The 25,346-nt window shown below is 42.3% G+C and carries 30 protein-coding genes; 15 read left to right on the top strand and 15 right to left on the bottom strand.

From position 1 onward, the window contains the following. Positions 1-3: 3 nt before the first annotated feature. The 10 genes from FTV25_RS11345 to FTV25_RS11300 form a co-directional block, all read right to left on the bottom strand. Positions 4-306 (bottom strand): cyd operon YbgE family protein, encoded by a 303-nt coding sequence (locus tag FTV25_RS11345; RefSeq protein WP_159123153.1) that lies wholly within the window; start codon positions 304-306, stop codon positions 4-6. 3 nt (positions 307-309) lie between these two features. Next, positions 310-411 (bottom strand): cytochrome bd-I oxidase subunit CydX, encoded by a 102-nt coding sequence (gene cydX, locus FTV25_RS11340; protein ID WP_004783742.1) that lies wholly within the window; start codon positions 409-411, stop codon positions 310-312. 24 nt (positions 412-435) lie between these two features. Beyond that, positions 436-1,581, bottom strand: a complete 1,146-nt coding sequence (cydB, locus tag FTV25_RS11335; RefSeq protein WP_180003736.1) for a cytochrome d ubiquinol oxidase subunit II — start codon at positions 1,579-1,581, stop codon at positions 436-438. Continuing rightward, positions 1,578-3,164, bottom strand: coding sequence for a cytochrome ubiquinol oxidase subunit I (locus FTV25_RS11330; RefSeq protein WP_125279135.1), 1,587 nt, complete (start codon positions 3,162-3,164; stop codon positions 1,578-1,580). The genes cydB and FTV25_RS11330 overlap by 4 nt, the downstream gene beginning before the upstream one ends. Next, entirely contained in the window at positions 3,164-3,355 is a 192-nt protein-coding gene (gene cydP, locus FTV25_RS11325) for a cytochrome oxidase putative small subunit CydP (RefSeq protein WP_004783737.1), read from the bottom strand. Before cydP ends, FTV25_RS11330 begins: the two co-directional genes overlap by 1 nt. A 349-nt stretch (positions 3,356-3,704) precedes the next feature. Continuing rightward, complete coding sequence (locus tag FTV25_RS11320; RefSeq protein WP_180003738.1) at positions 3,705-4,757, bottom strand: porin; 1,053 nt, start codon at positions 4,755-4,757, stop codon at positions 3,705-3,707. Positions 4,758-5,095: 338 nt separating this feature from the next. Beyond that, positions 5,096-5,509 (bottom strand): HIT family protein, encoded by a 414-nt coding sequence (locus FTV25_RS11315; protein ID WP_159124443.1) that lies wholly within the window; start codon positions 5,507-5,509, stop codon positions 5,096-5,098. Between the two features lie 31 nt (positions 5,510-5,540). Continuing rightward, positions 5,541-5,807 (bottom strand): YARHG domain-containing protein, encoded by a 267-nt coding sequence (locus tag FTV25_RS11310; RefSeq protein WP_159124442.1) that lies wholly within the window; start codon positions 5,805-5,807, stop codon positions 5,541-5,543. Between the two features lie 82 nt (positions 5,808-5,889). After that, positions 5,890-6,762: an NAD(P)-dependent oxidoreductase gene (locus FTV25_RS11305; RefSeq protein WP_180003740.1), complete on the bottom strand. Its 873-nt coding sequence runs from the start codon at positions 6,760-6,762 to the stop codon at positions 5,890-5,892. Positions 6,763-6,817: 55 nt separating this feature from the next. Beyond that, positions 6,818-7,915, bottom strand: a complete 1,098-nt coding sequence (locus tag FTV25_RS11300) for an alpha/beta fold hydrolase (RefSeq protein ID WP_180003742.1) — start codon at positions 7,913-7,915, stop codon at positions 6,818-6,820. Between the two features lie 142 nt (positions 7,916-8,057). Here FTV25_RS11300 and FTV25_RS11295 point away from each other — a divergent pair, with 142 nt between their 5' ends. The 9 genes from FTV25_RS11295 (at position 8,058) to trpB (ending at position 15,773) form a co-directional block, all read left to right on the top strand. Beyond that, a complete protein-coding gene (locus tag FTV25_RS11295; protein WP_180003744.1) occupies positions 8,058-9,245 on the top strand; it encodes an O-succinylhomoserine sulfhydrylase in 1,188 nt (395 codons plus the stop codon). A 28-nt stretch (positions 9,246-9,273) separates the two neighbouring features. Beyond that, on the top strand, positions 9,274-9,603 hold the full coding sequence (locus tag FTV25_RS11290; protein WP_125279140.1) for a YbaB/EbfC family nucleoid-associated protein: 330 nt from the start codon (positions 9,274-9,276) through the stop codon (positions 9,601-9,603). Positions 9,604-9,616: 13 nt separating this feature from the next. Beyond that, positions 9,617-10,213 carry a recombination mediator RecR gene (gene recR, locus FTV25_RS11285; protein WP_125279141.1) on the top strand — a complete coding sequence of 199 codons (597 nt, stop codon included), beginning with the start codon at positions 9,617-9,619 and terminating at the stop codon, positions 10,211-10,213. A gap of 190 nt (positions 10,214-10,403) precedes the next feature. Continuing rightward, positions 10,404-11,546 carry an HRDC domain-containing protein gene (locus tag FTV25_RS11280; RefSeq protein ID WP_180003753.1) on the top strand — a complete coding sequence of 381 codons (1,143 nt, stop codon included), beginning with the start codon at positions 10,404-10,406 and terminating at the stop codon, positions 11,544-11,546. A gap of 129 nt (positions 11,547-11,675) precedes the next feature. Further along, entirely contained in the window at positions 11,676-11,981 is a 306-nt protein-coding gene (locus FTV25_RS11275; protein ID WP_004783715.1) for a YcgL domain-containing protein, read from the top strand. Between the two features lie 21 nt (positions 11,982-12,002). Next, positions 12,003-12,386: a hypothetical protein gene (locus FTV25_RS11270; protein ID WP_180003755.1), complete on the top strand. Its 384-nt coding sequence runs from the start codon at positions 12,003-12,005 to the stop codon at positions 12,384-12,386. A gap of 21 nt (positions 12,387-12,407) precedes the next feature. Beyond that, complete coding sequence (locus FTV25_RS11265; RefSeq protein WP_104426039.1) at positions 12,408-13,259, top strand: MoxR family ATPase; 852 nt, start codon at positions 12,408-12,410, stop codon at positions 13,257-13,259. Positions 13,260-13,272: 13 nt separating this feature from the next. Next, positions 13,273-14,460, top strand: a complete 1,188-nt coding sequence (locus tag FTV25_RS11260) for a VWA domain-containing protein (protein WP_180003757.1) — start codon at positions 13,273-13,275, stop codon at positions 14,458-14,460. Positions 14,461-14,567: 107 nt separating this feature from the next. After that, positions 14,568-15,773 (top strand): tryptophan synthase subunit beta, encoded by a 1,206-nt coding sequence (gene trpB, locus FTV25_RS11255; RefSeq protein ID WP_125279145.1) that lies wholly within the window; start codon positions 14,568-14,570, stop codon positions 15,771-15,773. Between the two features lie 140 nt (positions 15,774-15,913). On the opposite strand, the gene FTV25_RS11250 is transcribed toward trpB, so the two are convergent. The 3 genes from FTV25_RS11250 to FTV25_RS11240 all read right to left on the bottom strand — a co-directional run bounded on the left by FTV25_RS11250 (position 15,914) and on the right by FTV25_RS11240 (position 17,210). Further along, the gene (locus FTV25_RS11250) at positions 15,914-16,345 is read right to left on the bottom strand and encodes a CBS domain-containing protein (RefSeq protein WP_180003759.1); all 432 of its coding nucleotides are present in this window, start codon (positions 16,343-16,345) and stop codon (positions 15,914-15,916) included. 100 nt (positions 16,346-16,445) lie between these two features. Beyond that, on the bottom strand, positions 16,446-16,820 hold the full coding sequence (locus FTV25_RS11245; RefSeq protein ID WP_034171083.1) for a DUF2750 domain-containing protein: 375 nt from the start codon (positions 16,818-16,820) through the stop codon (positions 16,446-16,448). A gap of 156 nt (positions 16,821-16,976) precedes the next feature. Beyond that, complete coding sequence (locus tag FTV25_RS11240; protein ID WP_034171084.1) at positions 16,977-17,210, bottom strand: hypothetical protein; 234 nt, start codon at positions 17,208-17,210, stop codon at positions 16,977-16,979. Positions 17,211-17,430: 220 nt separating this feature from the next. On the opposite strand from FTV25_RS11240, the gene FTV25_RS11235 reads away from it, so the two are divergent. Both FTV25_RS11235 and FTV25_RS11230 read left to right on the top strand, forming a co-directional pair. Further along, positions 17,431-17,793, top strand: coding sequence for a hypothetical protein (locus FTV25_RS11235; RefSeq protein WP_180003761.1), 363 nt, complete (start codon positions 17,431-17,433; stop codon positions 17,791-17,793). A gap of 104 nt (positions 17,794-17,897) precedes the next feature. Next, positions 17,898-18,221 (top strand): hypothetical protein, encoded by a 324-nt coding sequence (locus FTV25_RS11230; RefSeq protein ID WP_180003763.1) that lies wholly within the window; start codon positions 17,898-17,900, stop codon positions 18,219-18,221. Here FTV25_RS11230 and FTV25_RS11225 read toward each other — a convergent pair. Both FTV25_RS11225 and FTV25_RS11220 read right to left on the bottom strand, forming a co-directional pair. After that, positions 18,145-19,722, bottom strand: coding sequence for a pitrilysin family protein (locus FTV25_RS11225; RefSeq protein ID WP_180003765.1), 1,578 nt, complete (start codon positions 19,720-19,722; stop codon positions 18,145-18,147). The two genes, FTV25_RS11230 and FTV25_RS11225, sit on opposite strands and share 77 nt — an antisense overlap. An 11-nt stretch (positions 19,723-19,733) precedes the next feature. Beyond that, a complete protein-coding gene (locus tag FTV25_RS11220) occupies positions 19,734-21,074 on the bottom strand; it encodes a M16 family metallopeptidase (protein WP_373683628.1) in 1,341 nt (446 codons plus the stop codon). Positions 21,075-21,306: 232 nt separating this feature from the next. On the opposite strand from FTV25_RS11220, the gene ftsY reads away from it, so the two are divergent. The 4 genes from ftsY to FTV25_RS11200 all read left to right on the top strand — a co-directional run bounded on the left by ftsY (position 21,307) and on the right by FTV25_RS11200 (position 24,917). Further along, the gene (gene ftsY, locus FTV25_RS11215) at positions 21,307-22,410 is read left to right on the top strand and encodes a signal recognition particle-docking protein FtsY (protein WP_034171087.1); all 1,104 of its coding nucleotides are present in this window, start codon (positions 21,307-21,309) and stop codon (positions 22,408-22,410) included. 180 nt (positions 22,411-22,590) lie between these two features. After that, positions 22,591-23,280: a nitroreductase family protein gene (locus tag FTV25_RS11210; RefSeq protein ID WP_180003769.1), complete on the top strand. Its 690-nt coding sequence runs from the start codon at positions 22,591-22,593 to the stop codon at positions 23,278-23,280. A 182-nt stretch (positions 23,281-23,462) separates the two neighbouring features. Beyond that, the gene (locus FTV25_RS11205) at positions 23,463-24,056 is read left to right on the top strand and encodes a nitroreductase family protein (RefSeq protein ID WP_166134838.1); all 594 of its coding nucleotides are present in this window, start codon (positions 23,463-23,465) and stop codon (positions 24,054-24,056) included. Between the two features lie 195 nt (positions 24,057-24,251). Next, complete coding sequence (locus tag FTV25_RS11200; RefSeq protein WP_166134835.1) at positions 24,252-24,917, top strand: DUF2057 domain-containing protein; 666 nt, start codon at positions 24,252-24,254, stop codon at positions 24,915-24,917. Positions 24,918-25,346 lie beyond the last annotated feature (429 nt).

Below are 25,346 nucleotides of genomic sequence, written 5' to 3'. Positions count from 1 at the left end.
TACCTAATTAAGAAACCAGGTGTAATAACCCCATAGCATTAACGGCCAAGCCAGAAACGGACTAAATAGCCATTTCCAGAACCAGTGCTGAGGGATAAAGCCAACCCCGTGAATAAAACCGCCTGAAATGCCGATCATGATAAACATCATGGCGCGGTGGCTATATTCCCCGTTGGCATCCAGCATTGCAGCAGGATGAACCAGCAACACCGCTGCGAGTGGAAAAGCCAATAGGCAAGAAATCACCATTGCAAAAGGGTTAGATTTTTTTTCTATCTTTACTTGTTCAACTGCAGCGTCTGTCATCTCTTATTTCTCATCCAGGTCTTGATGATTTTCAATATACAGTGCACTGAGTACACCAGCGAAACAGGCCATCAAAATGCCGAGAATCCATGCGAAATACCACATAATTTTATCTCCTAAGACACAGCCTTAGTACAGGCTGTGTGAATTCTCTTGAATATGTTTTTTGGTAATCACGCCCCACATCTTGTAGTAACACCAAGTGGTGTAGCACAGAATCAGTGGAACGAAGATGCATGCAGCCACAGTCATCACAGTTAAGGTATTTTGGCTGGAGACCGCATCCCACATGGTTAAGCTTGCAACCGGATTAATGCTTGAAGGCATCAGGAATGGGAACAGGGCAAAACCGGCAGTCAAAATTGCACCGATCACTGCTAAAGATGAACCCAAGAAGCTCAAACCTGCTTTGGCTTTAGATGCAGCCAATACCACAATAATGCCACCTAAAATACCTGCAACTGGTGCCAGTATCGTGATTGGATAAGTGCTGTAGTTGTTCATCCAGCCTGGGTTGGCATTGGTCAGTACTTCTTTTGCTAGTGGATTAGCGATACCGTTAGTTTCGTAAGGAGTCACTAGGGTATAACCCTGGATACCACCGAAATATAACCATGCACCGACTGCCAGGAAAGCTACCAGATAAACAATCCCCATGATTTTGGTTGCTTTGGCAGAACGTTCACGTAAATCGCCATCTGTACGTAGCATCAACCATGCACCACCGTGTGCACACAGCATAGATAAGCTGACAACACCACATACCAGTGCAAATGGATTGAGCAGGGCAAAGAAGCTGCCAGAATAAGTCGAACGAACTGTTTCGTCTAATGTAAATGGAACACCCAGGAACATATTGCCGAATGCGACACCGAAAACCAGTGCAGGCACAGCACCACCAACTGCTAGGCCCCAATCCCAGGCATTACGCCATTTGGTATTTTCCAGTTTGGAGCGATAGTCGAATCCTACTGGACGCAGGAATAAGGCAAACAGAACAAGCAGAAGTGCCCAGTACATACCAGAAAAGGCAGTTGCATAAACCATTGGCCAGGCAGCAAACAGGGCACCACCCGCAGTAATAAACCAGACCTGATTACCGTCCCAGTGCGGGGCAATCGTATTGATTGCCGCACGACGTTCTTCATCATTCTGACCCACGAATGGCATGATCGCCATGGAGCCCATATCAAAGCCATCAGTCAGGGCGAAACCAATCAGCAAGACGCCAACCAGTACCCACCAAATTATTTTGAGTAATTCATATTCGATCATGCTTGAGCCTCCTCATTTGCCTTTTTTGCAGCTTCAAGTTTCTCGAAGTGGTATTTACCAGTATGTAGAGAACTTGGGCCAAGGCGTGAGAATTTAATCATTAAGTACATTTCAATGATCAGCAGTACAGTGTAGAACGCTGCTAATGCAATGATTGAACCCCATACATCGCCTGTGCTTAAGCTTGAAGTCGATAAATGTGTAGGCAGAACCTCACCAATAGTCCAAGGTTGACGACCTACTTCAGCAACAAACCAGCCAGTTTGTGCCGCAATCCATGGAAGTGGTAGTGCAAATAATGCAAATTTTAATAACCAAGGTTTGTTTTCTGCATTGCGTTTAGCCACCGCAAAAGTTGCAAGAACAAACAGAACCAGCATCAGGAAGCCAGAAGCGACCATGGCACGAAATGCCCAGAACAGGCTTGGTACATGTGGAATAGTATCTTTTGCTGCTGCCTTAATTTGCTCGTCAGAAGCATCTACAACATTTGCAGTATATTTTTTCAGAAGCAGACCGTAGCCCAAATCTTTTTGAGTTTCTGCAAATGCAGCTTTCAGCTCAGGAGACTGATCGCCAGCACGTAGTTTTTCCAGTTGTTCATAAGCCACCATACCGTTTCGGATACGACCTTCATGTTCAACCAGCAGGTCTTTAATACCGGTAACAGGCGTATCTACAGAACGTGTAGCGATAATCCCCATAACATAAGGAATTTTCACAGCATAATCGGTAGACATGGTTTCTTTATTTGGGAAGCCAAATAAAGTAAATGCTGCAGGTGCTGGTTCAGTTTCCCATTCTGCTTCAATCGCAGCCAGTTTGGTTTTCTGTACATCACCAATTTCATAACCAGACTCATCGCCCAGCAGGATCACAGAAAGAGTTGACGCTAAGCCGAAAATGGCAGCAATCGCAAATGAACGGCGTGCAAATGGCAAGTCACGTTTTTTCAGCATATAGTAACTTGAAATCGCCAGTACGAAGATGGCACCAGTCACATAACCTGCAGAAACAGTATGTACGAATTTAACCTGTGCAACCGGGTTAAAGATCAGTGCTGCAAAGTCCACCATTTCCATACGCATGGTTTCATAGTTAAATGCTGAACCAACCGGGTTTTGCATCCAGCCATTGGCAACCAGAATCCACAGTGCAGACATGTTAGATCCCAGTGCAACTAACCAGGTTACGCCCAGATGCTGTACTTTGGATAAACGGTCCCAACCGAAGAAGAATAAACCAATGAAAGTAGATTCAAGGAAGAAGGCCATTAAACCTTCAATAGCCAATGGTGCACCGAAAATATCACCCACATAATGCGAATAATATGCCCAGTTGGTTCCGAACTGGAACTCCATGGTCAAGCCTGTGGTTACCCCTAAGGCAAAGTTAATCCCGAACAGTTTTCCCCAAAACTTAGTCATGTCTTTGTAAATTTCTTTGCCGGAAATCACATAGGTGGTTTCCATAATGGCAAGCAGAAATGCCAGGCCTAAGGTCAGTGGAACAAAAATAAAGTGATACATCGCGGTCATAGCGAACTGGAACCGCGAAAGATCGACCACGCTTTCAGAAATCATCAACGTGTCTCCTTGATTTGGGAAGGATTGCCGGCGATACGCTCGGCGACTTGAGTGTCAAAATCTTTTGGAATAGTAGGCGCATCAAACCAAATATTTTTAATTACCAGAAGTAGAATGATCTTGATAATTAAAATCGCAGTAATCTCTCTTACTGTTTTTTGGTTTAAATTTTTAGAAACTAAGCTCATGTGAACAAGCCTATTATGTGGTTTGTTATATATTATTAATCGATTGTAACTAAAAAATAAATAGACCAAATAGTTTAAATAAATATATATTTACAAGTTATTGAAAATATTAATAATATATTATTAAAAGTTTGATAATTATTCTAAATATTTGTGATTATTTTGTGTAAACAAAGGATTATTTAAATCTGACTAAAATGGTTGGAATTTATTTTTTAATCTTATTAATTCTGATTATTTTGCTGGGTTTTTTATTCGGTTTTTATTCTAATTAAAATAGTCAGGATTAATTAAAAAAAAGAACCCGCATCAGGCAGGCTCTTTTCTAATATGAAATTTTGGGAAGGTTTTAGAAGTCGTAACGCATACCGACCGATAGTCCGAAGCTGTCTTCACCACGTGCGCCAGCCACTGCATTACTACGGCCTTGTGCCCAAGGTGTCAGATTTGAGTTTTCATCATTCAATACACTGGCCAGATTGCTGTAGATGCGGACTGCTGGGTCAAGACGATGTTCAATTCCAATCGCCAGTAAAGTAGCATTGGCATCATCGGCATCTACATCACGGTGAAAGACCTGTCCACGCAATGAGGTCTTGGCTGCTAATTTATATTCACCCGCGATGCCAAAGACCTGAGCATCAGGATTGACTTCGGTATTGTTATGCTGAAGGAACTGATACAGACCACCGAGTTTCAAGTCTGGCGTGATTTTGTAGGCACCTGCAATCCGGAAACCATCACGTTCACCACGACTGGCTTCTTCTTCATAATGTTCATATGCCGCTGCAAAATCAACTTTATCTTTTTGGTAGGTAAGGGCAAGGTCATAAGCCTTATCTTTATCTTTTTCACCATCCTTAGATGCATCCGGGCTGTTGGCTTCATGTAGGGAAAGTGCACCCAGAACATTAAATCCATTGCCGAATTTTGGTGATTTATATTCAATGCTATTGGCATTACGTTCATCAAAACGCAGATTCCCTACACGGGTCACGTTACGTACATCGCCGACCATATCTCCAAAGAAGTTAACTGGACTGCGTGCCACTTTAAATGGACTATCGAAACGGCCGATCCTTGCCTGACCGAAATCACCTTTTAAACCAACGAAGGTATCGCGAGTAGAAAACTCGACATCATCATTTGCAGAGCCACTGGCAAAGTTAATTTCCTGCTCAATCTGGCCAAATACGGTCATGCCATTTTCAAGTGTCTGTTCAGCTTTAAATCCAAGGCGTGATGCATTGGAGGAAATTCCAACTTCATTATAATCTTGGCCATCATCTAGATAATCTAAAGACACATGTGCACGTCCATAGACTTTGACATCAGCAGCGACTGCCATGAGCGGTGTGAAAACGCTCGCCCCAATTGCGAAAATGCAAAGTGATTTTTTCATATAAAGCTCCAATCAGACTTTTTTAGGTCTTTTGAGGTGTATGCAGTAGCTCGGTCTTGGCTACCATCCTGTATTGGTGCTCAGTATTGAGGATGAATAAGTCAGTATGGTTAAGGAAATATTGCAGATCTATGAAATCTAAAAAGGGAGCAATTTTAATTTTTAAGATTCTGTGCAGGATTTTTTTTGCTTTAGTTAAAGCTGATCAAGTGAATGAGAAATACTGTTCTTAACAAAATTATTTGAGATGAATTCTGTATTTATTGATAATGATAAAAAATGAAAAATAAGGCATAAAAAATGGAGCCGAAGCTCCATTTTTAAGGACGAAGAATGAATTAAAGAGCAGCTTTAATTTTCTCTGCCAGTTGTTTGATTTTTTCCTGATCACCCATTTGTGCAGCATGTTTGCCGAGATTGTGCAAAGAGGTAGGTACCAGATGGAAATGAACATGCGGAACAGTCTGACCCGCCGCAGCGCCAGAGAGCTGCATGAGTACAATGCCATCTACACCTAAACCTTTTTCAATCGCTTTGGCAATTTTTTGCACCACCTGAATGGTATAGGCTGCAACTTCAGGATCCAGGTCAAGCAGGGTAATTGCGGGTGTTTTAGGAATGACCAGAGTATGACCATCGGCCTGTGGCATGATGTCCATAAATGCAAGAACTCGGTCATCTTCATACACTTTAATTGCTGGAAGTTCACCACGCAGAATTCGTGCAAAAATATTTTGGTCATCGTAAGTCATAAGTGCATTCCTTGAGCAGAATTGAATTGTATTATTTACAGTTCAATTCTTTCTGACGTTCTTTGATCGCGTCAAGACGTTGCTGCTCTTTTTCTGAAAATTTTGGCTTGGTTGTGTAGCAATTGTCATTAAACTTTGCTTTTGCTTCAGGATCCTTGAAACAGAAACCTTTTGATGCATAAATGACATCATGGTCATTTTTCAATTTTTTGCATTCCTGTTCAGATGCAAGAACCGATGTTGAAGCCCCAAACAAAGTTGCAGAACCGACGAGTGCTGCAACAAATAACTTATTCATAAGAGTTTCCTCAGTATCACTGCATGTGGCTAGTCTATAGTCACAATATTAGGTTTGTTTATTATTATTCAATGGCGAGATATTACTCAATGGTAATATTACTCCATGATTCATACATTTTTACAGCACTGGAAAAGTCACTATTTTTATCCGACAGATTGTTAGCAGCTTGCACCAGACTTTGACCTAAAGCGAGAAGTGGTACTGCCAGTTTGGCATCGCGCGCAAGATCAAGTGCAATGCCTGTATCTTTGGCTAAAAGAGGCAGGGCAAAGGTAACAGGGAAGCTACGGTTCAAAACACGCTGTGGTAAAACGGTTTCAGTCACATTGCTTTTACCGCTTGATGCATTGATACAATCCAGCGCTTCATTCAGGTCAACGCCGTGCGCTTTCAGCGTGGTAAAGCCTTCTGCTGCTGCACACAGGTTTACAGCCAGTAACATATTATTTACCGCTTTTACCGCAAAGCCGGCACCTGATGTCCCCACATGCTTGATCAATTTGCCAAACGCCTGCATCGCTGGCAGGGCTTTTTCAAAGCCTTCCGCATTACCGCCGACCATCACAGTCAATGTGCCATTTTCCGCACCAATGGTCTGGCCACTCACAGGCGCATCCAGGAAAATCACACCCTGTTCAGCCAGTGCTTCTTCTAAGCGTCGGGCAGCGTCAGGAACACCGCTGGTACAGTCTACCCAGATACTGCCAGCTTTAAGGCTGAGGCCTTGGACTAATGCTTCAACATCTGCACTGGTCGGCAGGCAGGAAAAAATAATATCTGCCTGAACTGCCTGTTCTAAAGCGACAGCTTGGGTGCCATATTCAGCAGCATGTTCTTCAGCCTTGGCAAAAGTACGGTTCCAGACATAAACTGTCTCAAAATGCTTGGGTAAATGCGCTGCCATGCGATAACCCATTGCGCCTAAACCAATAAATGCCACTGACTGAATCATGTCATACCCTCTGAATAAAATAATAAATACCTGAAAATTGCCGGCTCTTCCGGAATTAAGTATCTATCCGGGTTGAGCGTTGTGCCAGCCAGGTGGTCAGTTTCGGCCAGAATGTATTGGCTGTTTTCTGATTGGACATCAGTCCAAGATGACCACCCGGGATAAGAGTAAACGTCTTATCGGTACTACTTGTCAATTCCATCAAAGGTTTAGCTGACTGTTCCGTAACAATCTGATCGGTTTTCCCAGCCCCGACCAGTAAGGAACAGTTAATATTTTTCAGGTCAATCGTTCGGCCGTTTAAAGTCATTGAGCCATTTTTTAAAGGATTTTGCAGCCATAAGTGCAGCACCATGTCCTGATTGATTCCACCCGGATAATCAATCATCTTGTTCAAAAAATTGCCCATGGTGGCATGTTCATAGACATCTTCAACATTTTCCAGGTTCATCAAAAACTGCTTCTGGCTTTTAAACCAGCCAATCGGATCAAGCAGCTTAAATCCTAATGCATTGATGATGCCGGGCGAATGAATATATTCCTTAGGAATCAATCCTTGGTGAATCGCCTGTTGCAGGGTTTTATTTTTGGAAATGAGCTTGTTGGTGGTGCTAAAAAGCTTGCCAACGCGACCGGATGCATAACTGTCAATCGGGCTACCCAGTACAATCAGGTTTTTAACATGTTCAGGGGAATGTAGCGCAGTATAAAGCGTGACAAAAATTCCAGCCATACTCCAGCCATGCAAGGAAATAAACTGACTGCCTGAATGCGAGCAGATTCGTTCAATCGCCTGAGGAATCGCGCCGTCGATAAAAGACAGGAAATTCAAGTGACGGTGTTTATAACGGAAACGTTTCCATTCCACTAAATAGACATCAAAACCGCTATGCTGAAAATGCTTGACTAGTGAACGGTAAGGATACAGATCATAAATATCCATATTAATCGCAAGAGGGGCAACAAAGACTAAGGGCTCACGGTACTTTTTTTCAGGCGCTGCATAATAGCGAATTTTGCAGAACTCAGTCGCAGCAATATATTCAAAGGGCGTTTTTTGCGAAAGAATCAGGGAAGACGAGTTAAATAACCGTGCATTCAGGTGTTTTAATTTTTTCTTCTGGCGTTGAATATTTTGTTTTAACTGAATCATGTAAATAATTTATCCGTATACAAAGGAGAATTGGTCGAAGTCTAAGCAATAATTGCTTATTATGCCTTGACCTGAAATAGCTTAGACGCTCAAAATGTTGGCAATTTTTTACAAAAGGCAGCCTTTGGGCTGAAGTAAAGTGATGAGCCAGCAAGACGATTTTAACTATCAATTAGAAACTTTAGCCATCCGTACAGGTCATACCCGTAGCTTTGAGGGTGAGCATGCTGAACCGATTTTTCTAACATCGTCATTTGTTTATGAAAATGCGGCTGAAGCCGCAGCGAAATTTTCAGGTCAGGAACCGGGCAATATCTATTCTCGCTTTACCAACCCAACCGTTGCCATGTTTGAAAAACGTCTGGCGGCACTCGAAGGTGCAGAGCGCGCCGTTGCGACCAGCTCTGGTATGGCTGCCATTATGGCAGTGACCATGGCTTTTTTGAAAGCAGGTGATCACGTCATCTGCTCACGTGCAGTCTTTGGTTCAACCGTATCGTTATTTGAAAAATATGTCGCAAAATTTGGGGTTAGTGTCGATTTTGTAGATTTGATCGATCTTGATGCATGGAAAAATGCCATCCAGCCTGAAACCAAATTACTCTTTGTTGAATCTCCGTCAAACCCATTGGCTGAAGTGGCAGATATTCAGGCTTTGGCAGATATTGCGCATGCCAATGATGCATTGCTCGCAATTGACAATAGCTTCTGTACACCAGTGTTACAACAACCACTCAAATTTGGTGCAGACTTAGTCGTATATTCTGCGACTAAATATCTGGATGGCCAAGGCCGTGCACTCGGTGGCGCTGTGGTAGGTAACTACAAACTGCTTGAAGAAATCTTCGGTTATGTACGTACCACTGGTCCTTCTATGAGCCCGTTTAATGCCTGGGTATTCCTGAAAGGTCTGGAAACTTTACGTTTACGTATGCGTGAGCATTCTGCCAATGCACAAAAACTGGCAGAGTTCTTAAATGCGCATCCGAAAGTAGAAAAAGTTTACTATGCGGGTTTGCCTGAACATATTGGTCATGAACTGGCTGCAAAACAACAAACCGGTTTCGGTGGTATCGTATCTTTTGAAGTGAAAGGCGGTCGTGAAGGTGCCTGGAAAGTAATTGACAATACCCAGTTCATTTCAATCACTGGTAACTTAGGTGATGTGAAATCAACGATTACTCATCCAGCAACAACCACACATGGCAAATTGTCTCCAGAAGCCAAAGCAGCAGCGGGTATTCGTGAAGGTTTAATTCGCGTTTCTGTTGGTTTGGAAGAAATTGATGATATTATTCGCGACATTACACGCGGTTTAGATCTAATCTAATTTTATAAATATATGTTCGGAGATCTTTATGAACATTAATATGTTGATGCAGCAAGCACAGCGCATGCAAAAAGAAGTCGAAAACAACATGAAAAAAGCCAAAGAAGAGCTTGCGCAAACTGAAGTGCATGCTGAGGCTGGTGGCGGTCTGGTGAAAGTTACCATGACTTGCCGCAATGTGGTGAAACGTATCGAAATCAATCCTGAACTGTTACAGGACGATCCAGATATGATCGAAGATCTGATTGCAGCAGCGATGAATGATGCAGCGCGTCAAGCAGAAGCGATCTCTGAAGAGAAAATGAAATCTGCAAACTCAGGTATGGGCTTACCACCTGGTCTGGCTGGTTTATTCTAAGGAAGTATGCGCAATGTTTAGTGATCGTTTTGATCAACTGGTTCAAGCATTACGCATTTTGCCAAGCGTTGGGCCGAAATCGGCCCAGCGTATGGCTTTGCATTTAATCATGAAAAATCGTGAAGGGGCGATCGGTCTGGCACATGCTTTGACTGAAGCAACCGATCACATTCATGAATGCTCGATCTGCCATTCATTGACGGAAGATGAAGTCTGCAATATCTGTACCTCACTTGAGCGTGATGATGAACTGCTTTGTGTGGTGGAATCACCGGCAGATGTTATGGCCATTGAGCAAAGCGGGAGTTTCCGCGGTAAATATCATGTTCTGGGTGGTCATCTGTCACCTCTAGATGGAATCGGGCCTGAAGAAATCGGTATTCCCTATTTGCTGCAACGCTTAAGTCAAGGACAGATCAAGGAAGTGATTCTGGCCACCAATGCGACTGTCGAAGGACAGGCAACCGCACATTATCTGGTTGAAGCCAGTAAACATTTACCGGTGCAAATGACGCGTATCGCTCAAGGGGTGCCTCAAGGTGGAGAACTGGAGTATGTCGATAGCCATACGTTGAGCCAGGCAGTGCATAACCGGATGCGAATTAAGTGAAATATTAATTATATTCTCTTAATATATAATATAAAAAATATATTAGTAAAAATATAAAATGTTTACTAGATAAGCTATATTCGAAAAATATGGAACAAAAAGTGTGATTTGGTTGTCATATTTTTATATAAAAATTCTATATATCGGGTAATATAGCTTCATCGAGCATCTAATTTTAGACTCAGTCTTTATGTTTCAATTTATTCAACATCAGCACGACTTAAATCATGTCCTGAACCTTATGGATCAAAATCCGGTCTATGGCCTGGATACAGAATTCATTAAGGTAGACACCTTATGGCCAAAACTTGGTGTTTTTCAAATCAATGTCAATAACAATGTCTACCTGCTGGATGGAACAACACTGGATCTGAGTGAATTTCTGAACAAGATTTTTAATGCTCAACAGAATATTTTCCATGCCTGCAGTGAAGATATTGACCTGATTTACCACTACACCCAGAAAAAAGCCCTGAGCAATGTCTTTGATACACAGGTCGGCATGTCATTCCTCGGACATGGTTTGCAGGTCAGCTATCAGAATGCCTTAAAACAGATGCTGGATGTCGATATTGAAAAAGATCAGACCCGTTCTAACTGGCTGGCACGGCCTCTAAGCTCTGAACAGTTACTGTATGCAGCCAATGATGTGCATTATCTGGTGCAACTGTCGGATAAAGTCAAACAGGATCTGGAAAGCAAATATCTGCTCGATTTCGCTCTTGAAGATTGCCGTTTTTTGACCCATGAAATTGGTGAAGAAACACCGACTGCCTTGCTTTATCAGGATGTCGGTAATTATCGTCATTCACGCCGTCAATTAATGCAGTTGCAACAACTGGCTGTATGGCGTGAGCAGATTGCCAAGGCGCTGAATCAGCCGCGTAGTTTTATTCTGAAAAACTCGACCATGATTGATCTGGTGGAGAAATTCCCGCGCAATAATTTCCAGCTCAGTCAGATGAAAGACATCCGGGTCAATATTGTCCGTGAACATGGCAAGACCATTTTGGATCTGTTGAAATTCCTGCCTGACCAAGCCGACTGGCCATTACGTCTGGCACGCCCAATCCGCCATTCATCCAGAGAGATTGGCGAGAAGGTTGAAACAATGATCCAGAATATATCCAATGAAATCTCTGTACCGAAAGAAGTGCTGATGCGTAAGAAATGGCTGAATGCCTTATATCAGCATGTGGTATGTCATAAGGATGAACAGGATCTGCCAAATTACTTGCTCGGCTGGCGCTATGAGTTATTAACTCTGCCGCTAATTAAGGTACTGCATCAGGATGAGTCTTATCTGTCGACCCAGATGAAAGTGGTTGAGTGATTTTTGCTAGATTGATTAAAGATAAAGCAATTATACAAAATCACGACTGATGCATTTGAAGCGGCTAATGTTTCTGTCGTTTTTTTGATGTATCCTTGCGATTGTTTTTTCAGAAAAGTCGTTTGAAACATGCAAGTGTCTATCTACAAATCTAGCAAAAAAGATGAAATGTATCTTTATGTGGCGCGTCCTGCAGATGAGAACGAAGCCGAAACATTTGAACCACTAGAGGTATTGGCTGAACCGGTACGTGTTGCGTTTGGTCGTGCGACTTTTGTCATGCATCTTGAATTGAGTGAATCGCGTAAACTGGCACGTGCCAATGTTTTACATGTGATGGATTCAATTTCTACCCGTGGTTTCTTCCTGCAAATGCCTCCAGAAGGTTTAATTAACCCGAATGCGCCAGCACCAGAAGGTCTTCGTGGAGCTTAAGCTCAGTTCAGGAGTTGTGAAATGAATGGTTTTGTAGCTGTATTGGACTCAATTCCTGACCAGAGTATTGCGTTTGCAGTGTATCTGCTGGGCAGTCTGATTGCGTTAGCCTGCTGGTATGGCGTGACCAAGCGCATGCCAAAGGCAATGGGCGGTTTTTTATGGCTATTGGCCTTTGCCGTGCTGTTGACTCCAACCGTTTCTGAAGGCAGCAATGCTTCAGTTGCACCCGCTATTTTCGGGCTGCTGTTTGGGATTCTGACCAAGGAATATGAACTCGTTTGGATTAATGCGTCACTTATTTTATTTGTCATTGGTATCGGGTCTGTGATTGGCTATTGCTGGTCGACCTATGCATCCAGTAAAACGGGTCTTGGGTCAAACAAGAAAAGTTCACCGCTGTAAATAAAAAAATAAGGTTCAATCATGTCTGCTGATATTCAACAATTCTCAGGTACGGATCAGTACATTGCGACTGACAGTTTAAAACTGGCTGTGAAAGCTGCGCGTAGTTTGCAAAAACCCTTGCTGGTTAAAGGCGAGCCAGGTACAGGTAAAACTTTGTTGGCTGAACAGGTGGCACAAAGCCTCGGACTGAAGCTGATTACCTGGCATATCAAATCAACGACCAAGGCACAGCAGGGCCTGTATGAATATGATGCGGTATCACGCTTACGTGATAGTCAGTTAGGTGATGATCGCGTTTATGACATCAAGAACTACATCAAGCCGGGTAAACTCTGGGAAGCATTTACCAGTGAAGAACGCTGTGTATTGCTGATTGATGAGATCGATAAAGCAGACATCGAGTTCCCAAATGACTTGCTGCATGAACTCGACAAGATGTCTTTCTTCGTTTATGAAACGGGTGAAACCATTACTGCGACCCAGCGTCCGATTGTCATCATCACTTCAAATAACGAAAAAGAACTTCCAGATGCCTTCCTGCGCCGTTGTTTCTTCCACTATATCGAGTTTCCGGATGAAGCGACCATGCGTGAAATTATCGATGTGCATTTTGAGAATATTTCAGCAACGCTGGTGAATGAAGCTCTACAAGTCTTCTTCAAGTTACGTCAGATTCCAGGCCTGAAAAAACCACCTTCAACTTCAGAACTGATCGACTGGTTAAGCCTGTTGATGGCAGATGATATGCCGGAAGACATTTTAAGAAATACCGACAAGTCCAAAGCGATCCCGCCTTTGTACGGCGCGCTGATCAAAAATGAGCAGGATGTGCAGCTGCTTGAACGTCTAGCCTTTATGTCGCGTCGCTAAGGGAGAAACACGCATGTTTGTGCGATTGTTTTATACCCTCAGAAAATATGGCGTACCAGTCTCCACCCGTGAGCTGATTGATCTGAATCAGGCGGTAGCGGCAGGCGTGGTTTTTGCCGATCAGGACGAGTTTTATCAGCTTGCTAAAACTGTGATGGTCAAAGACGAGCGCTACTTCGACAAGTTCGATCGCGCCATGAAAGATTACTTTGATGGTATCGCGACTTTTGATCTGGATGAACTGCTGAATCAGGTGCATAAACTGCCCAAAGACTGGTTTGATCTGGAACTTCTGGAAAAGCATTTAACTCCTGAACAGCGTGAAGAACTGAAAAAAGCCGGATCGCTTGAAGAACTAATGAAAATGCTGGAAGAACGCTTGCGCGAACAGCATAAAAAACATCAGGGCGGGAATAAGATGATTGGTACTGGTGGCACATCGCCATTTGGTGCCTATGGTGATCATCCTGAAGGTGTGCGCATTGGCGGGCCGGGGCGTAAACGTTCCGCCGTCAAAGTCTGGGAACAGCGTCAATACCGTAATCTGGATGATGATCAGATTCTTGGTAGTCGTCAGATGCAGATGGCACTGCGCCGTTTGCGTAAGTTCGCTCGTCAGGGTGCGGCTGAAGAACTGGACATTGATAGTACTATTCGTGAAACCGCCAAACAGGGGATTCTGGATGTGCAATTGGTGCCGGAGCGTCGTAACCGTATTAAAGTACTAATGCTGTTTGATATCGGTGGATCAATGGATGCGCATATCGCTCAGTGTGAAAAACTGTTTAGCGCCGCTAAGACCGAATTTAAGACTCTGGAATATTTCTATTTCCATAATTGTCTATACGACTATGTCTGGAAAGATAATGTCCGTCGTTCCAGCTCGCGCATGAATACCTGGGATCTGTTCAATACCTATGGACGGGATTACCGGGTGATTGTAGTGGGTGATGCCAGCATGGCACCCTATGAGTTGAACTCCGTCGGTGGTTCGGTCGAATATATGAATGATGAGGCAGGACAGGTCTGGTTACAGCGTCTGCGTCAGCATTTTGATAAAACCGCTTGGCTCAATCCTGAAGAAGAAAAATACTGGCATTACACGCATACTATTGGCCTGATTAAGCAAATCTTTGAAGATCATATGTTTCCAATGACCTTAAAAGGTATTGAGGATATGACCAAATATCTGGCGCGTTGATTCCATTTATCTATAAGTGACTTTATCTATAGTTATTAGTGCTTTAAAACGAATTATTCTAGTATAAAGTCACTTATTATACCTTATTCCAATATTCAGGAATTATTATGGCTCATCAAATTAATGGTATTGCGTTGCCCAATGAAGAGGGTTTCTTTGGTCAATATGGCGGTCAGTTCATTCCACCGGATCTAAAACAGGCCATGGATGACATCAATGTTGCCTATCAGGAAATCCGTCAAACTGAAGAATTTCAAAATGAATTAAAAGACCTGTTTGCTAACTATGTCGGCCGTCCTAGCCCTTTGTTTCATGCTAAACGCCTTTCTGACCAGTTAGGTGGAGCACAGATCTATTTAAAACGTGAAGACCTGAATCATACCGGTGCACATAAAATCAATCACTGCCTGGGTGAAGCACTGCTGGCGAAATATATGGGTAAAACCAAAGTCATTGCAGAAACCGGTGCAGGTCAGCATGGTGTAGCATTGGCTACTGCATGTGCTTTGGTGGGTATTCCATGTGAAATTCATATGGGCCAGGTGGATATCGAAAAAGAACATCCAAACGTCGTAAAGATGAAAATCTTGGGTGCTAAGCTGATTTCTGTGACGCGTGGTACTGCGACCCTTAAAGATGCAGTCGACAGTGCTTTTGAAGAATACTTGAAAGATCCGAAAAACTATATCTATGCGATTGGTTCGGTGGTAGGACCGCATCCATTCCCAATGATGGTGCGTGATTTCCAGTCCATTATTGGCGATGAAATTAAGGTTCAAACCAATGAACGCTTCGGTGCAAACCCAGATTATGTGGTGGCATGTGTGGGTGGTGGTTCAAATGCTATGGGTGCATTCACGGCATTTCTAAATGATCCAGAAGTGAAACTGGTGGGGGTAGAGCCTGCAGGTCATGGCTTAAATACTGATAAGCATTCCGCAACGCTGACTTTGGGTAAACCAAGCCAGTTGCATGGTATGGCCTGTTATGTACTCGAAGATGAGCAGGGTGAGCCTTTACCTGTGCATTCGATTGCTTCTGGGCTGGATTATCCAGGCGTAGGGCCACAGCACAGCCTGCTGAAAGATCTAGGTCGTGTGGAATACACTACAGCAACAGATCAGGAGTGTCTGGATGCCTTTATGACCCTGTCACGCGTTGAGGGAATTGTGCCAGCATTAGAAAGTTCACATGCAGTGGCTTGGGCAATTCGTGAAGCGGGTAAACTGCCTAAAGAGACTAAGATTGTAGTGAATCTTTCAGGTCGTGGTGATAAAGACTCTGACTATGTCGCAGAGAAACTCGGTCTTTAATTTGATCTAATAATCAAAAAATCCCAGTCTTAAGGCTGGGATTTTTTATATCTAATCTGGTTTTGATATGACATTGTCATTTGTTTGTAATGACATTTTGAGTTTGAGTCTTAATTTACGTATTCAACTAAGAAAGAATTTTAGCCTGAAATATATTGTTGTAACTGATCAATCAGCTTACGTTGATCTTCCATTGCAGCTTTGACCAAGTCACCAATCGAAATCAGGCCAATCAGTTTGTCATTTTCAACTACAGGTAAGTGGCGTAAATGGCGGTCAGTCATTAATGCTAAGCAGTCTTCAACAGAAGTTGCAGAAGTCACGGTTATGACTTTAGGTGTCATAATTTCATTGACCGTGGTATCAAAAGAGGTTCTTTGCATCAATGCGATTTTACGGGTGTAATCACGCTCTGACAAAATGCCGACCACATTATCTTCGTGGGTAACGACCAGCGCCCCGATTCCTTTTTCTGCCATCAGGCTAATTGCTTCTAAAACTGTAGAGTCTGGACGGATGGTATAAACTGCCTGATGTACTTTATCACCGAGCACTTGTGCTACGTTGGTCATTCTATTGAGTCCTTTTTATCTAATTATTATTAGTCCTAGAGTATGTATCCAGCTGAACATCTCTAGGTGTCTATTTTATGTCTTTATAAATAACATGTTTTTAGGCAAAGTGCAGTCTTTGTTGTGAAAAAAACAGGTGACGCATCTGTGGAATGGATAACTTTAGTTTAGTGCCATTGCCGCTACATAAAGTAGGTGTCACGGCTAGTCGGGACAGTGTAGGTAACAAGTTGTTTTCGAAATCTTCCGGGTTGATTCTACGGGGTACATAACCTGGCCAATGTTCCTTGGCATAATTTTTGGCATCCAGAGAATTAAGCCAGAATGGAAAAATATAATCTTCCTGATCACGCATCATCGCCCAACCCTGATGATAGACGCCCCACAAAACGCCGCAATACATCATAGATTTGAGGATGGTCAGCCTCAAAAGAAAGTTTTTACAAATCGGGTCGTATTGAATAATTTTTCGCATTGTCGTTAAAATAAAGTGCTATTAGAGTTCAGCTCTATTCTAGAAAGTTCCAGTGAAATTACTGTTTCAGCTTTGCAAGCAATCGTAATAAATTATATCTTAATTGCAGTATTTCGAAAAAATGGCATAAAAAAACGTCACCGAGGTGACGTTTCTTCAGGCTTGCATGGTGGCCATGTTCTGCCAGTATTGTGCTTTGAGTGAATCTCGTTCCACACGAAAACCCTGATAATACAGTTCAGCTAAAAAGAGAGCTGCTTTACCGTGACCGGCGCGCGCTGCATCTTCTAATTGTTTTACTGCATCGACAAAGTTCATTTGCGATTGAATGGTATTCACTGCATCTGCATACAGATGTTCCAAATCATGTTGAGAGATATTCTGCATAATATAAAAACTCCTTAATTTTAATTATGATTTCGGATAGACTTTTAAGTCTAAATACAAATATAACTTAGTATTATTAAACTAATATTACAGAATAATGGAAAAGTCAACTATATCAGCTTTCCTGTTTACTTAATTTATAGTTTGTACGATCAAACTATACACACTTGGAAGTTTGGTTGGTATAGATTTTAACAATAGAACAAAAGAAAAGGAGAACAACATGATGCAAAGAACTCTTGAAGGGCTCAGTTTTGATATGCCCCCAACAGCCAGTCAGATTACAGAATTGGCGCATGTACACCGTAAAAAACTGGATGAGGCAATTTATGACAAATATACCCATCTAGGTAATTACAGTCTGGCTCAACGTAAAGAAGTTTATGATTTTACCCGCGCTCTGGACGAAACCCAGCGTGCAGAGTTTTATAGTCACTATAATGATGAATTGGTCCGAATTGCAGATGAAGATCGACTGCATCCACCTGAAGCAGAAGCCGGCTTAAGCAAGTTTGCAATTTTACTGGTTTTAGGTCTGGTGGCTATGGTCATTGCCTGGAGTGTGTACGAATTGTTGAAATCCTAACCGATTTATAGTCATATCGAGATGTGTATTTATACTGGTCATTCAATCTTTGACTTGAACTTCATGGGGCCCAGCCATACACTAGCTGCAACTTGAGGTAGTGTATGGCTATAGATAGCAAAAAATTAAGCGATTTTCTGAATAAAATTAAGCTTGAACAAATTTATAATGCGGTTGTTATTTTCATTGTGGCATTAATCTTATACCTGGCCACATTTGCCATTTATCGTCCACTGACGACTTCCCAATTTAATTTGCTTCTGCAACTTGCAGAACAGCAGAGCTTGCCCCAAACCCAGGATATGGCTCAGACTTTGCTGCAACAGCAACGCATCCATCGCGGTCAATATCTTAAATTGATGCAGGCGTATCAACAGGAATCTCTACGGGCTCGTCAGCTTCCGCCGGTTTCTGTGGATATGCCTTAGGTATTGGAATCGTATTCGGTAGTGGTGTAGAAGGATCTAACAGGTTCTGTTCCAATCGTAGTTTTAATGCTTCTTTATCTAGTTCTTGGCTTACCACGACCAGTGTCAAGCGTTCTGGATGCAGATGTTTGCGCACGGCATTTTGCACATCTGCAGCGGTAATTTTGGCTAGACGTTCTGGATAGCGTGACAGATAGTCGGCTTGCTCTGCATAAAAGCCCATTGTGCCTAACTGGGCATTGATTGTGGCATTGCTGCTGTAATTATTCGGAAATGCTCTTAACATCCCGGCCTTGGTTTCTTCCAGTCGCTTAGTATCAATCGGCTGATTTACAAAGTTGATAAAAGCCTGATGTGCGACCTGAATGCTATCCAGTAATTGATCTTGTCTAGTCGAATAACGGAAGCTAAATATACCGGGTGCCTGACTAAAGCTGAATGTGCTATAAGCACCATAGGTATAGCCGCGTTTTACCCTTAATTCCTGCATTAATACTGCATTAAATCCGCTACCACCAAACATGCGATTAGCCACTTCTAGAGCAAGCCGATCTTCAGTAAAACGGTTTGGTCCTAAGTGGCCGAAGGTCACATGCGCTTGGGATGAGTTATAAGGCAAATGCACGATATCAAAACCCGATTTTTCTTCAGGTTCAGCTAATGCAACAGCTTTCTGTCCTTGAGGCAAATTGCCTGCAATTCGTTCAGAAAGTTCCAATGCCTGTTTAGGACTGAGTTTGCCGGTAATGGCAATATTCATGTTTTGTGCCACCAGAAACTGGTCTCGGAATTTTTTCAGTAAATCCGCTGTGATTTTTTTGGTACTGCCAATCGTGCCGGTAATGGGTTCGGCATAAGGATGCTGTCCATACAATGCCCGATAAAACCGGATATCCATCAGTTTACTTGGATTTTCCTGAAGCTGTTTTTGTCCTACTTGAGTATTGCTGAGTGCCAGCTGAATGCTGGAAGGCTTGAATGTGGCATTTTTGAGAACTTCCATCATCATGGACAAGGCAGGTTCCATTTTCTTGGGGTCTGATAAAGTTCGAAGGCGAACCACAAACATATCGCGATAAGCCTGTACGCTAAATTGTGCGCCTGTGGCATCAAAGACTGAAGCAACTTGTGCAGCTGTATATTTATCTGTTCCTTCGCGCATCAGTTTGGCTGCTGTGCTGGATAAACCAAATAGACCTTTAGCAATTTCCTGATCTCGTGCTGATCCGGCATTAAAGGTCAGTTGAATATCGACCATAGGTAAATCACGGGTTTCAACAAATAAGGTACGAACTTTGTAACGATTGTTCAGGTCATGAATAAAAGGTGCTTGGAATGCCTGCTTTTGATTTATGTTTTTTAAACTTTGCAGGAGAGGAATAGCTTGTAACTGACTGGGATTATCATTCAGATCAGGTTGGGTATCTAAATAATTTTCTGCCCAAAGGATTGAACTGAGGCTTAAGCTGGTTAAAAGGATAAGAGAGCGAACTTTAGACATTGTAATAACCATTATTGAGCTTTCTGTTCAGGCAAAAGGTAGAGCGTACTTAAATTTTCACGGACAAAATAGGCATTAGCAACCCGCTGAATGTCCTCTGCACGGACACTGTCATAATGCTGAGGCAGTTCATCCATCAGGCGGTAACTCAATCCGTTTACTTCAAGGTTTCCAATCATTTTGGCCTGTCCGCTCAGACTGTCCTGACTATAAATCAGATTTGAAATAAAGCGTGTGCTGATCCGTGCCAGTTCATGCTCAGAAATAGTTTCAGTTTTTAATAAATCAATTTCTTTCTGGATGGCCGTTTGTGCTTCTGTCAGATTTACACCTGGAGCCGGAAGTGCGGAAATACCAAACAGGCTATCTCCACGGTTATAAGGATCATAAGACACACTCACAGAAGTAAGCACTTTGCGGTCGCGAACCAGACGATCCTGCAGGCGGGAAGAAATTCCACTATCCAGCAGGCTGCGAATAATGGTTAGAGCATAGGCATCTTGAGGATTCTTGGCGGTAGCTAGAGATTTCACATTCCAGGTCATATACAGATTAGGCACCTGAACATTGCTCTCAATTTCCATATGACGATAGCCTAAGCGCTCAAACTCAAGTACATCATTACGTGAGGGTGCGGGACGCGCCGGAATATCACCAAAATATTTCTGTACCTGAACGAGAGCTTCTTGCACATCTAAATCACCGACAATCACCAGAATGGCATTATTCGGGCTATACCAGTCTCGATACCATTTTTTAACATCACTCAGCTGAATATTATTAAGCGTTTTCATGTGACCAATCACGGGCTGACGATAGTGACTGGTGGGATAACTGACCCATCTAAAGCGTTCAAATGCCTGGGCACGCGGATTATCATCAGTACGCTGACGCCGTTCTTCCATCACAACTTTAATTTCCGGATCAAAATCTAGCTGGCGTAACAACAGGTTGTTCATACGGTCAGATTCAAGTTCTAGCGCCATCGGAAAATAGGCTTTGGGATAGAGCTGATAATAGTTCGTGTAATTGGTAAAGGTTGCGGCATTAATACTGCCCCCATAAATCCGGCTCAGGCGGGTAAATTCATCATTGGGAACCTTGCTTGTGCCTTTAAACATCATATGTTCCAAAGCATGAGAGACACCGAGAATATTGCCGGACTCATCACTACTGCCGACTTTATACCAGATCTGTGTCATCACCATCGGGGAGCGATGATCTTCCCGGATAATGACTTTTAAGCCATTACCTAAATATGTTTCGATGGTGGTGCGGGATAATTCACTCTGGGTTGCGGCATGTACGGGGTTAAAACCGAAACTCAGGAGGAGTACAGCGGCTGGAGAAATCCGTTGTTTAATGATTCTGGATAAGGAGGAGATAGCAAAAAAAGATAGGGACACAAAGTCTTCCAATGAATAGATATTTGTATTTAGGATTATTTTTCAGAAATCTTGTATTGAAAGCAACCAAACACTGTTATTTTTTGGTTGTTTATTCATGGATTGGATTGCCCGCTCAAAACACTGCAAGTTATGCTAGAATTCAATTTTTTAACGCAATGCTTTTCAAGGATTCGGCATGCAACAGCAATCTAATGGGCAAAACAAATTTTTGATTGATGCTGATATCGGAGATGATGATGTCACGTTACCGAGTTTACCTGCGGTTAATGTGCCAATTGTAGAAACACCAAGCGCAACTGCTGAGGTTTCTGCACCTGTAGCGACAGAAGCTCAGGAAGAAGAACCTGCTACAAAAGGCGGTTTCTTTAGCCGTATGAAAGAGGGTTTAACCAAAACCCGTAAAAATCTTGCCGATGGGATGGTCAATATCCTGATTGGTGGCAAAGAAATTGACGATGAATTATTAGAAGAAGTTGAAGAACAGCTTTTGGTTGCAGATATCGGTGTTGATGCGACTAAAACGATTATTGCCAATTTGACTGAACGTACTGCACGCGGTGACCTGATTTATTCTCACTCGCTGTATAAAGCGCTTCAGGAAGAACTGGTCGCTCTGCTGGCTCCGCGTGTAAAACCGCTGCATATCGATCCAAACAAAAATCCATATGTAATTCTGGTCGTGGGTGTAAATGGTGTAGGTAAAACCACGACCATTGGCAAGCTCGCAAAACGTCTGCAAGGCGAAGGTAAAAAAGTCATGCTGGCTGCGGGTGATACTTTCCGTGCTGCTGCAACTGAGCAGTTACAGATCTGGGGTGAACGCAACAATATCGCCGTCGTAGCCCAAGGTCATGGTGCTGACTCTGCTTCTGTCATTTTTGATGCTTTCGAAAGTGCACGTGCCAAAGGTGTGGATGTTTTAATTGCAGATACTGCAGGCCGTTTGCATAACAAAGGTCACCTGATGCAGGAATTGACCAAGGTTAAACGTGTCATGCAGAAGATTGATGCGACTGCGCCACATGAAGTGATGCTGGTGGTGGATGCCGGTACAGGACAGAATGCCATTAATCAAGTTGAAATGTTTGATGAAGCAGTAGGTTTAACGGGTTTAACCATTACCAAGCTGGATGGTACTGCAAAAGGTGGTGTGCTGTTTAATATTGCCAGCCGTACCCATGTACCGATTCGCTTTATCGGTGTAGGTGAGAAAATTGATGACTTACGTCCATTCTCGGCAAAATCATTCGTTGCTGCATTGTTTGAAACTGAAAAATAATTAATGCGACTTGCGTCACATAAACTCCGCTAAATGCGGAGTTTTTTGTTTTTAAGGAGTTTGAATGCTCTAAAAAGCAGCATAAAAAAATAGCAAATCCTGCCTGCCTGAATAAACCCATTATAATTGTATGGGATTTTCCTGGTGATTGAAGTTCAGGCTATATGTAGAGGGTAGAAAATGGCATTACTCAATAAAATTGGGCAGGTATTAACAACTGACCTGACTAAGGATTTTAAATTTCCTAAAAAAAGTAAAGCAGTTGAAAATTTAGAATTCACTTTTGTTGAGAAATTAAAAAAGTGCCGTGGGACCTATCAGCTAGGTAAGCGTGTGCATTACAGTCAGGCTTATCTGACCGAGCTGATTCAGGAAGCTGTGCATAGTTGTCCTTCAGCCTATAATTCACAAAGTGCACGCATTATCGTGCTATTTGCCGATTCACATCATCAATTCTGGAATATTGTGAAAGACATTCAACGCCAGCATGTGCCGGCATCGGTCTATGAAGGGATTAGAATCAAGCTGGATCAATGTGCAAATGCCTATGGCACGATTTTATTCTATGAAGATCAGCGCGCCATTCAGCAATTACAGAAAAAGATTCCATTTAGTGCCGATGATTTTCCACTGTGGTCAGAGCAGACTTCTGGCATGGTACAGTTTGCTGCGTGGACTGCGCTGGCAGATGCTGGTCTAGGTACTTCTTTGCAACATTATAATGCGCAGATCAATCACCCTGTAGCTGAGCATTTTAAGATTGATGAAAACTGGTTGCTACGTGCTCAGCTCTGTTTCGGTTCAATTAAAGAAGCAATAGAAGATAAAATTGAGTCTGTAAACCCAGACAGCTTCCAGGTATTTAGCTAAGACCTGTGATTCTTGAAATTAGTATGTGCTAAGGTGACTGATACAAAGGATCAACCTTAACATCTCTGAGAATGTTCTATAAATAAAACACATTGTTATCGAAATAAGACTGTTTTAGGCAGTGAAAATGCTTAGGATGATCTTATCGGTTTTAAATAATCAGAATAGAACGAGGTGAGATCATGGCATTTCTAGATCATATTAAAAAACGCCGTAGTATTTATGCCATTGGGAAAAATGTCAGCCTGGATCAGGCAGAAATTGAGAACATCATTAAAGAGGCGGTGAAACATAGTCCATCATCTTTTAACTCGCAATCTTCACGCGTGGTGATTTTGTTTGGTCAATCACATGATACTTTCTGGCATATTGTGCGTGAAACTTTACGCGACCTGGTGTCAGCAGATGCTTTTGAGGCTACCAATAGCAAAATAGATGGTTTTGCGGCAGGTTATGGAACTGCACTGTTTTATGAAGACCAGAATGTCATTAAAGGAATGCAAGAAAAATTTGCGCTATATGCAGATAATTTCCCGATCTGGTCAGAGCATGCCAGCGGTATCGCTCAGTTTGCAACCTGGACAGCTTTGGCTGAACATAATATTGGTGCATCACTACAGCATTACAATCCGATCATTGATGAAGAAGTGGCGCAAACTTTCAGTATTCCATCGAACTGGAAGCTTCGTGCTCAATTGGTATTTGGTTCAATCGAAGCCCCTCCAGGTGAAAAAACCTTTATGGATGATGCAGAACGATTTAAGACCTTTGCATAATCGATTTAGAGATGAGAAAGAAGTACTGTTAAGTACTTCTTTTTTTATGTGTGATATAGCAGAAATCAGAAGATAGATAGTCTGATAAATGCTGAGTAAAGTACTGTAGAGACAAAGCATTTGTCATAGAATTGTCATTCATACACGGCATAGTGCAATGAAAATTTTATATATTAACCAGAATGAGTGAGTGACATGGATTTACGTATCACAGCAGCTGTAGTTGCATTATTGAGCAGCACATCCGCTTTTTCAGCCGTGACATTAACCGTACCTGAAGAAATCAAGATAATCGCAGTGAATGATCAGGAAGTACGTTCAGGTCTATTACGCTCAGATCAAACTTATAAACTGGATGCTGGTACGAATGCGATTAGTGTTCGCTATACTGAATTTTTCCAGCACAATGACAATTCTCATGACATTTTAAAATCTGGCGTAGTAACTGTAAAAACTCCAGAACTTAAAGATGGTGAAGCTTATAAATTGGCTTTAATTAACGCGCCTAAAAATTTTGATGAAGCGAAAAAATATAAAGATCAGCCAATTATTGGTTTATATGATGCAAAAAATCAGCTTCTGGTTCAGCAGGCGGGAGCAAAAGATGCAGCGAAACCATTACTAGGGCAAAGCGTTTTAGGAAAATCTGTGGATTTGACAACGAATAAAGTAATAACTCCAACAAATCAGCCGGCAGCGGTCTACACTCAAACTGCAAGTACACCGAATATTGCTACTGCAAACGTTCAGGAAAATGCATCAGTTGGTCAGCTTGATCAGCAATTAATTCAGTTATGGAAGCAGGCATCTAAAGCTGAACGACAAAAATTTATGAATTGGCTTGGCGAGCAGGAAAATTAAAATTTATTGTTCAATATTAAAAGGGATCGTATGCAACGATCCCTTTTAATAAAAACTAAACCGGTAGAAATTCACATTTGCTTAAACTTTCGGGCCAAAAATGACTGGAAAAAAGCATTAAAACTGCTAAAAATAGCAATTCAGATTAAAAAATAAACGTACAATGCGCTTTTTTGAATATTTTTAAGAAAAGCTCTTGCACTGGTTCGGAAACTGTATAGAATACGCAGCACACCAACGCAATGCATGAAACGAAACGTTAAGTGGTTGGGTTGGAGCTTAAAACTGACGAGGTTTTAAGTAAGATCATTAAGAGATTATGAAGAACAACTTGTGTGGATTTTTACTGGTTGATTGATCGAAATTATTTTCATTGATTGATTGGTTTAAATTACTCGAAGTTTATTTGAGCGAAATTTAAGTCAGAAA

Source organism: Acinetobacter sp. YH12249, assembly GCF_013417475.1.
Classification (GTDB): Bacteria; Pseudomonadota; Gammaproteobacteria; order Pseudomonadales; family Moraxellaceae; genus Acinetobacter.
This window is presented reverse-complemented; position numbering and strand designations above follow the sequence as displayed.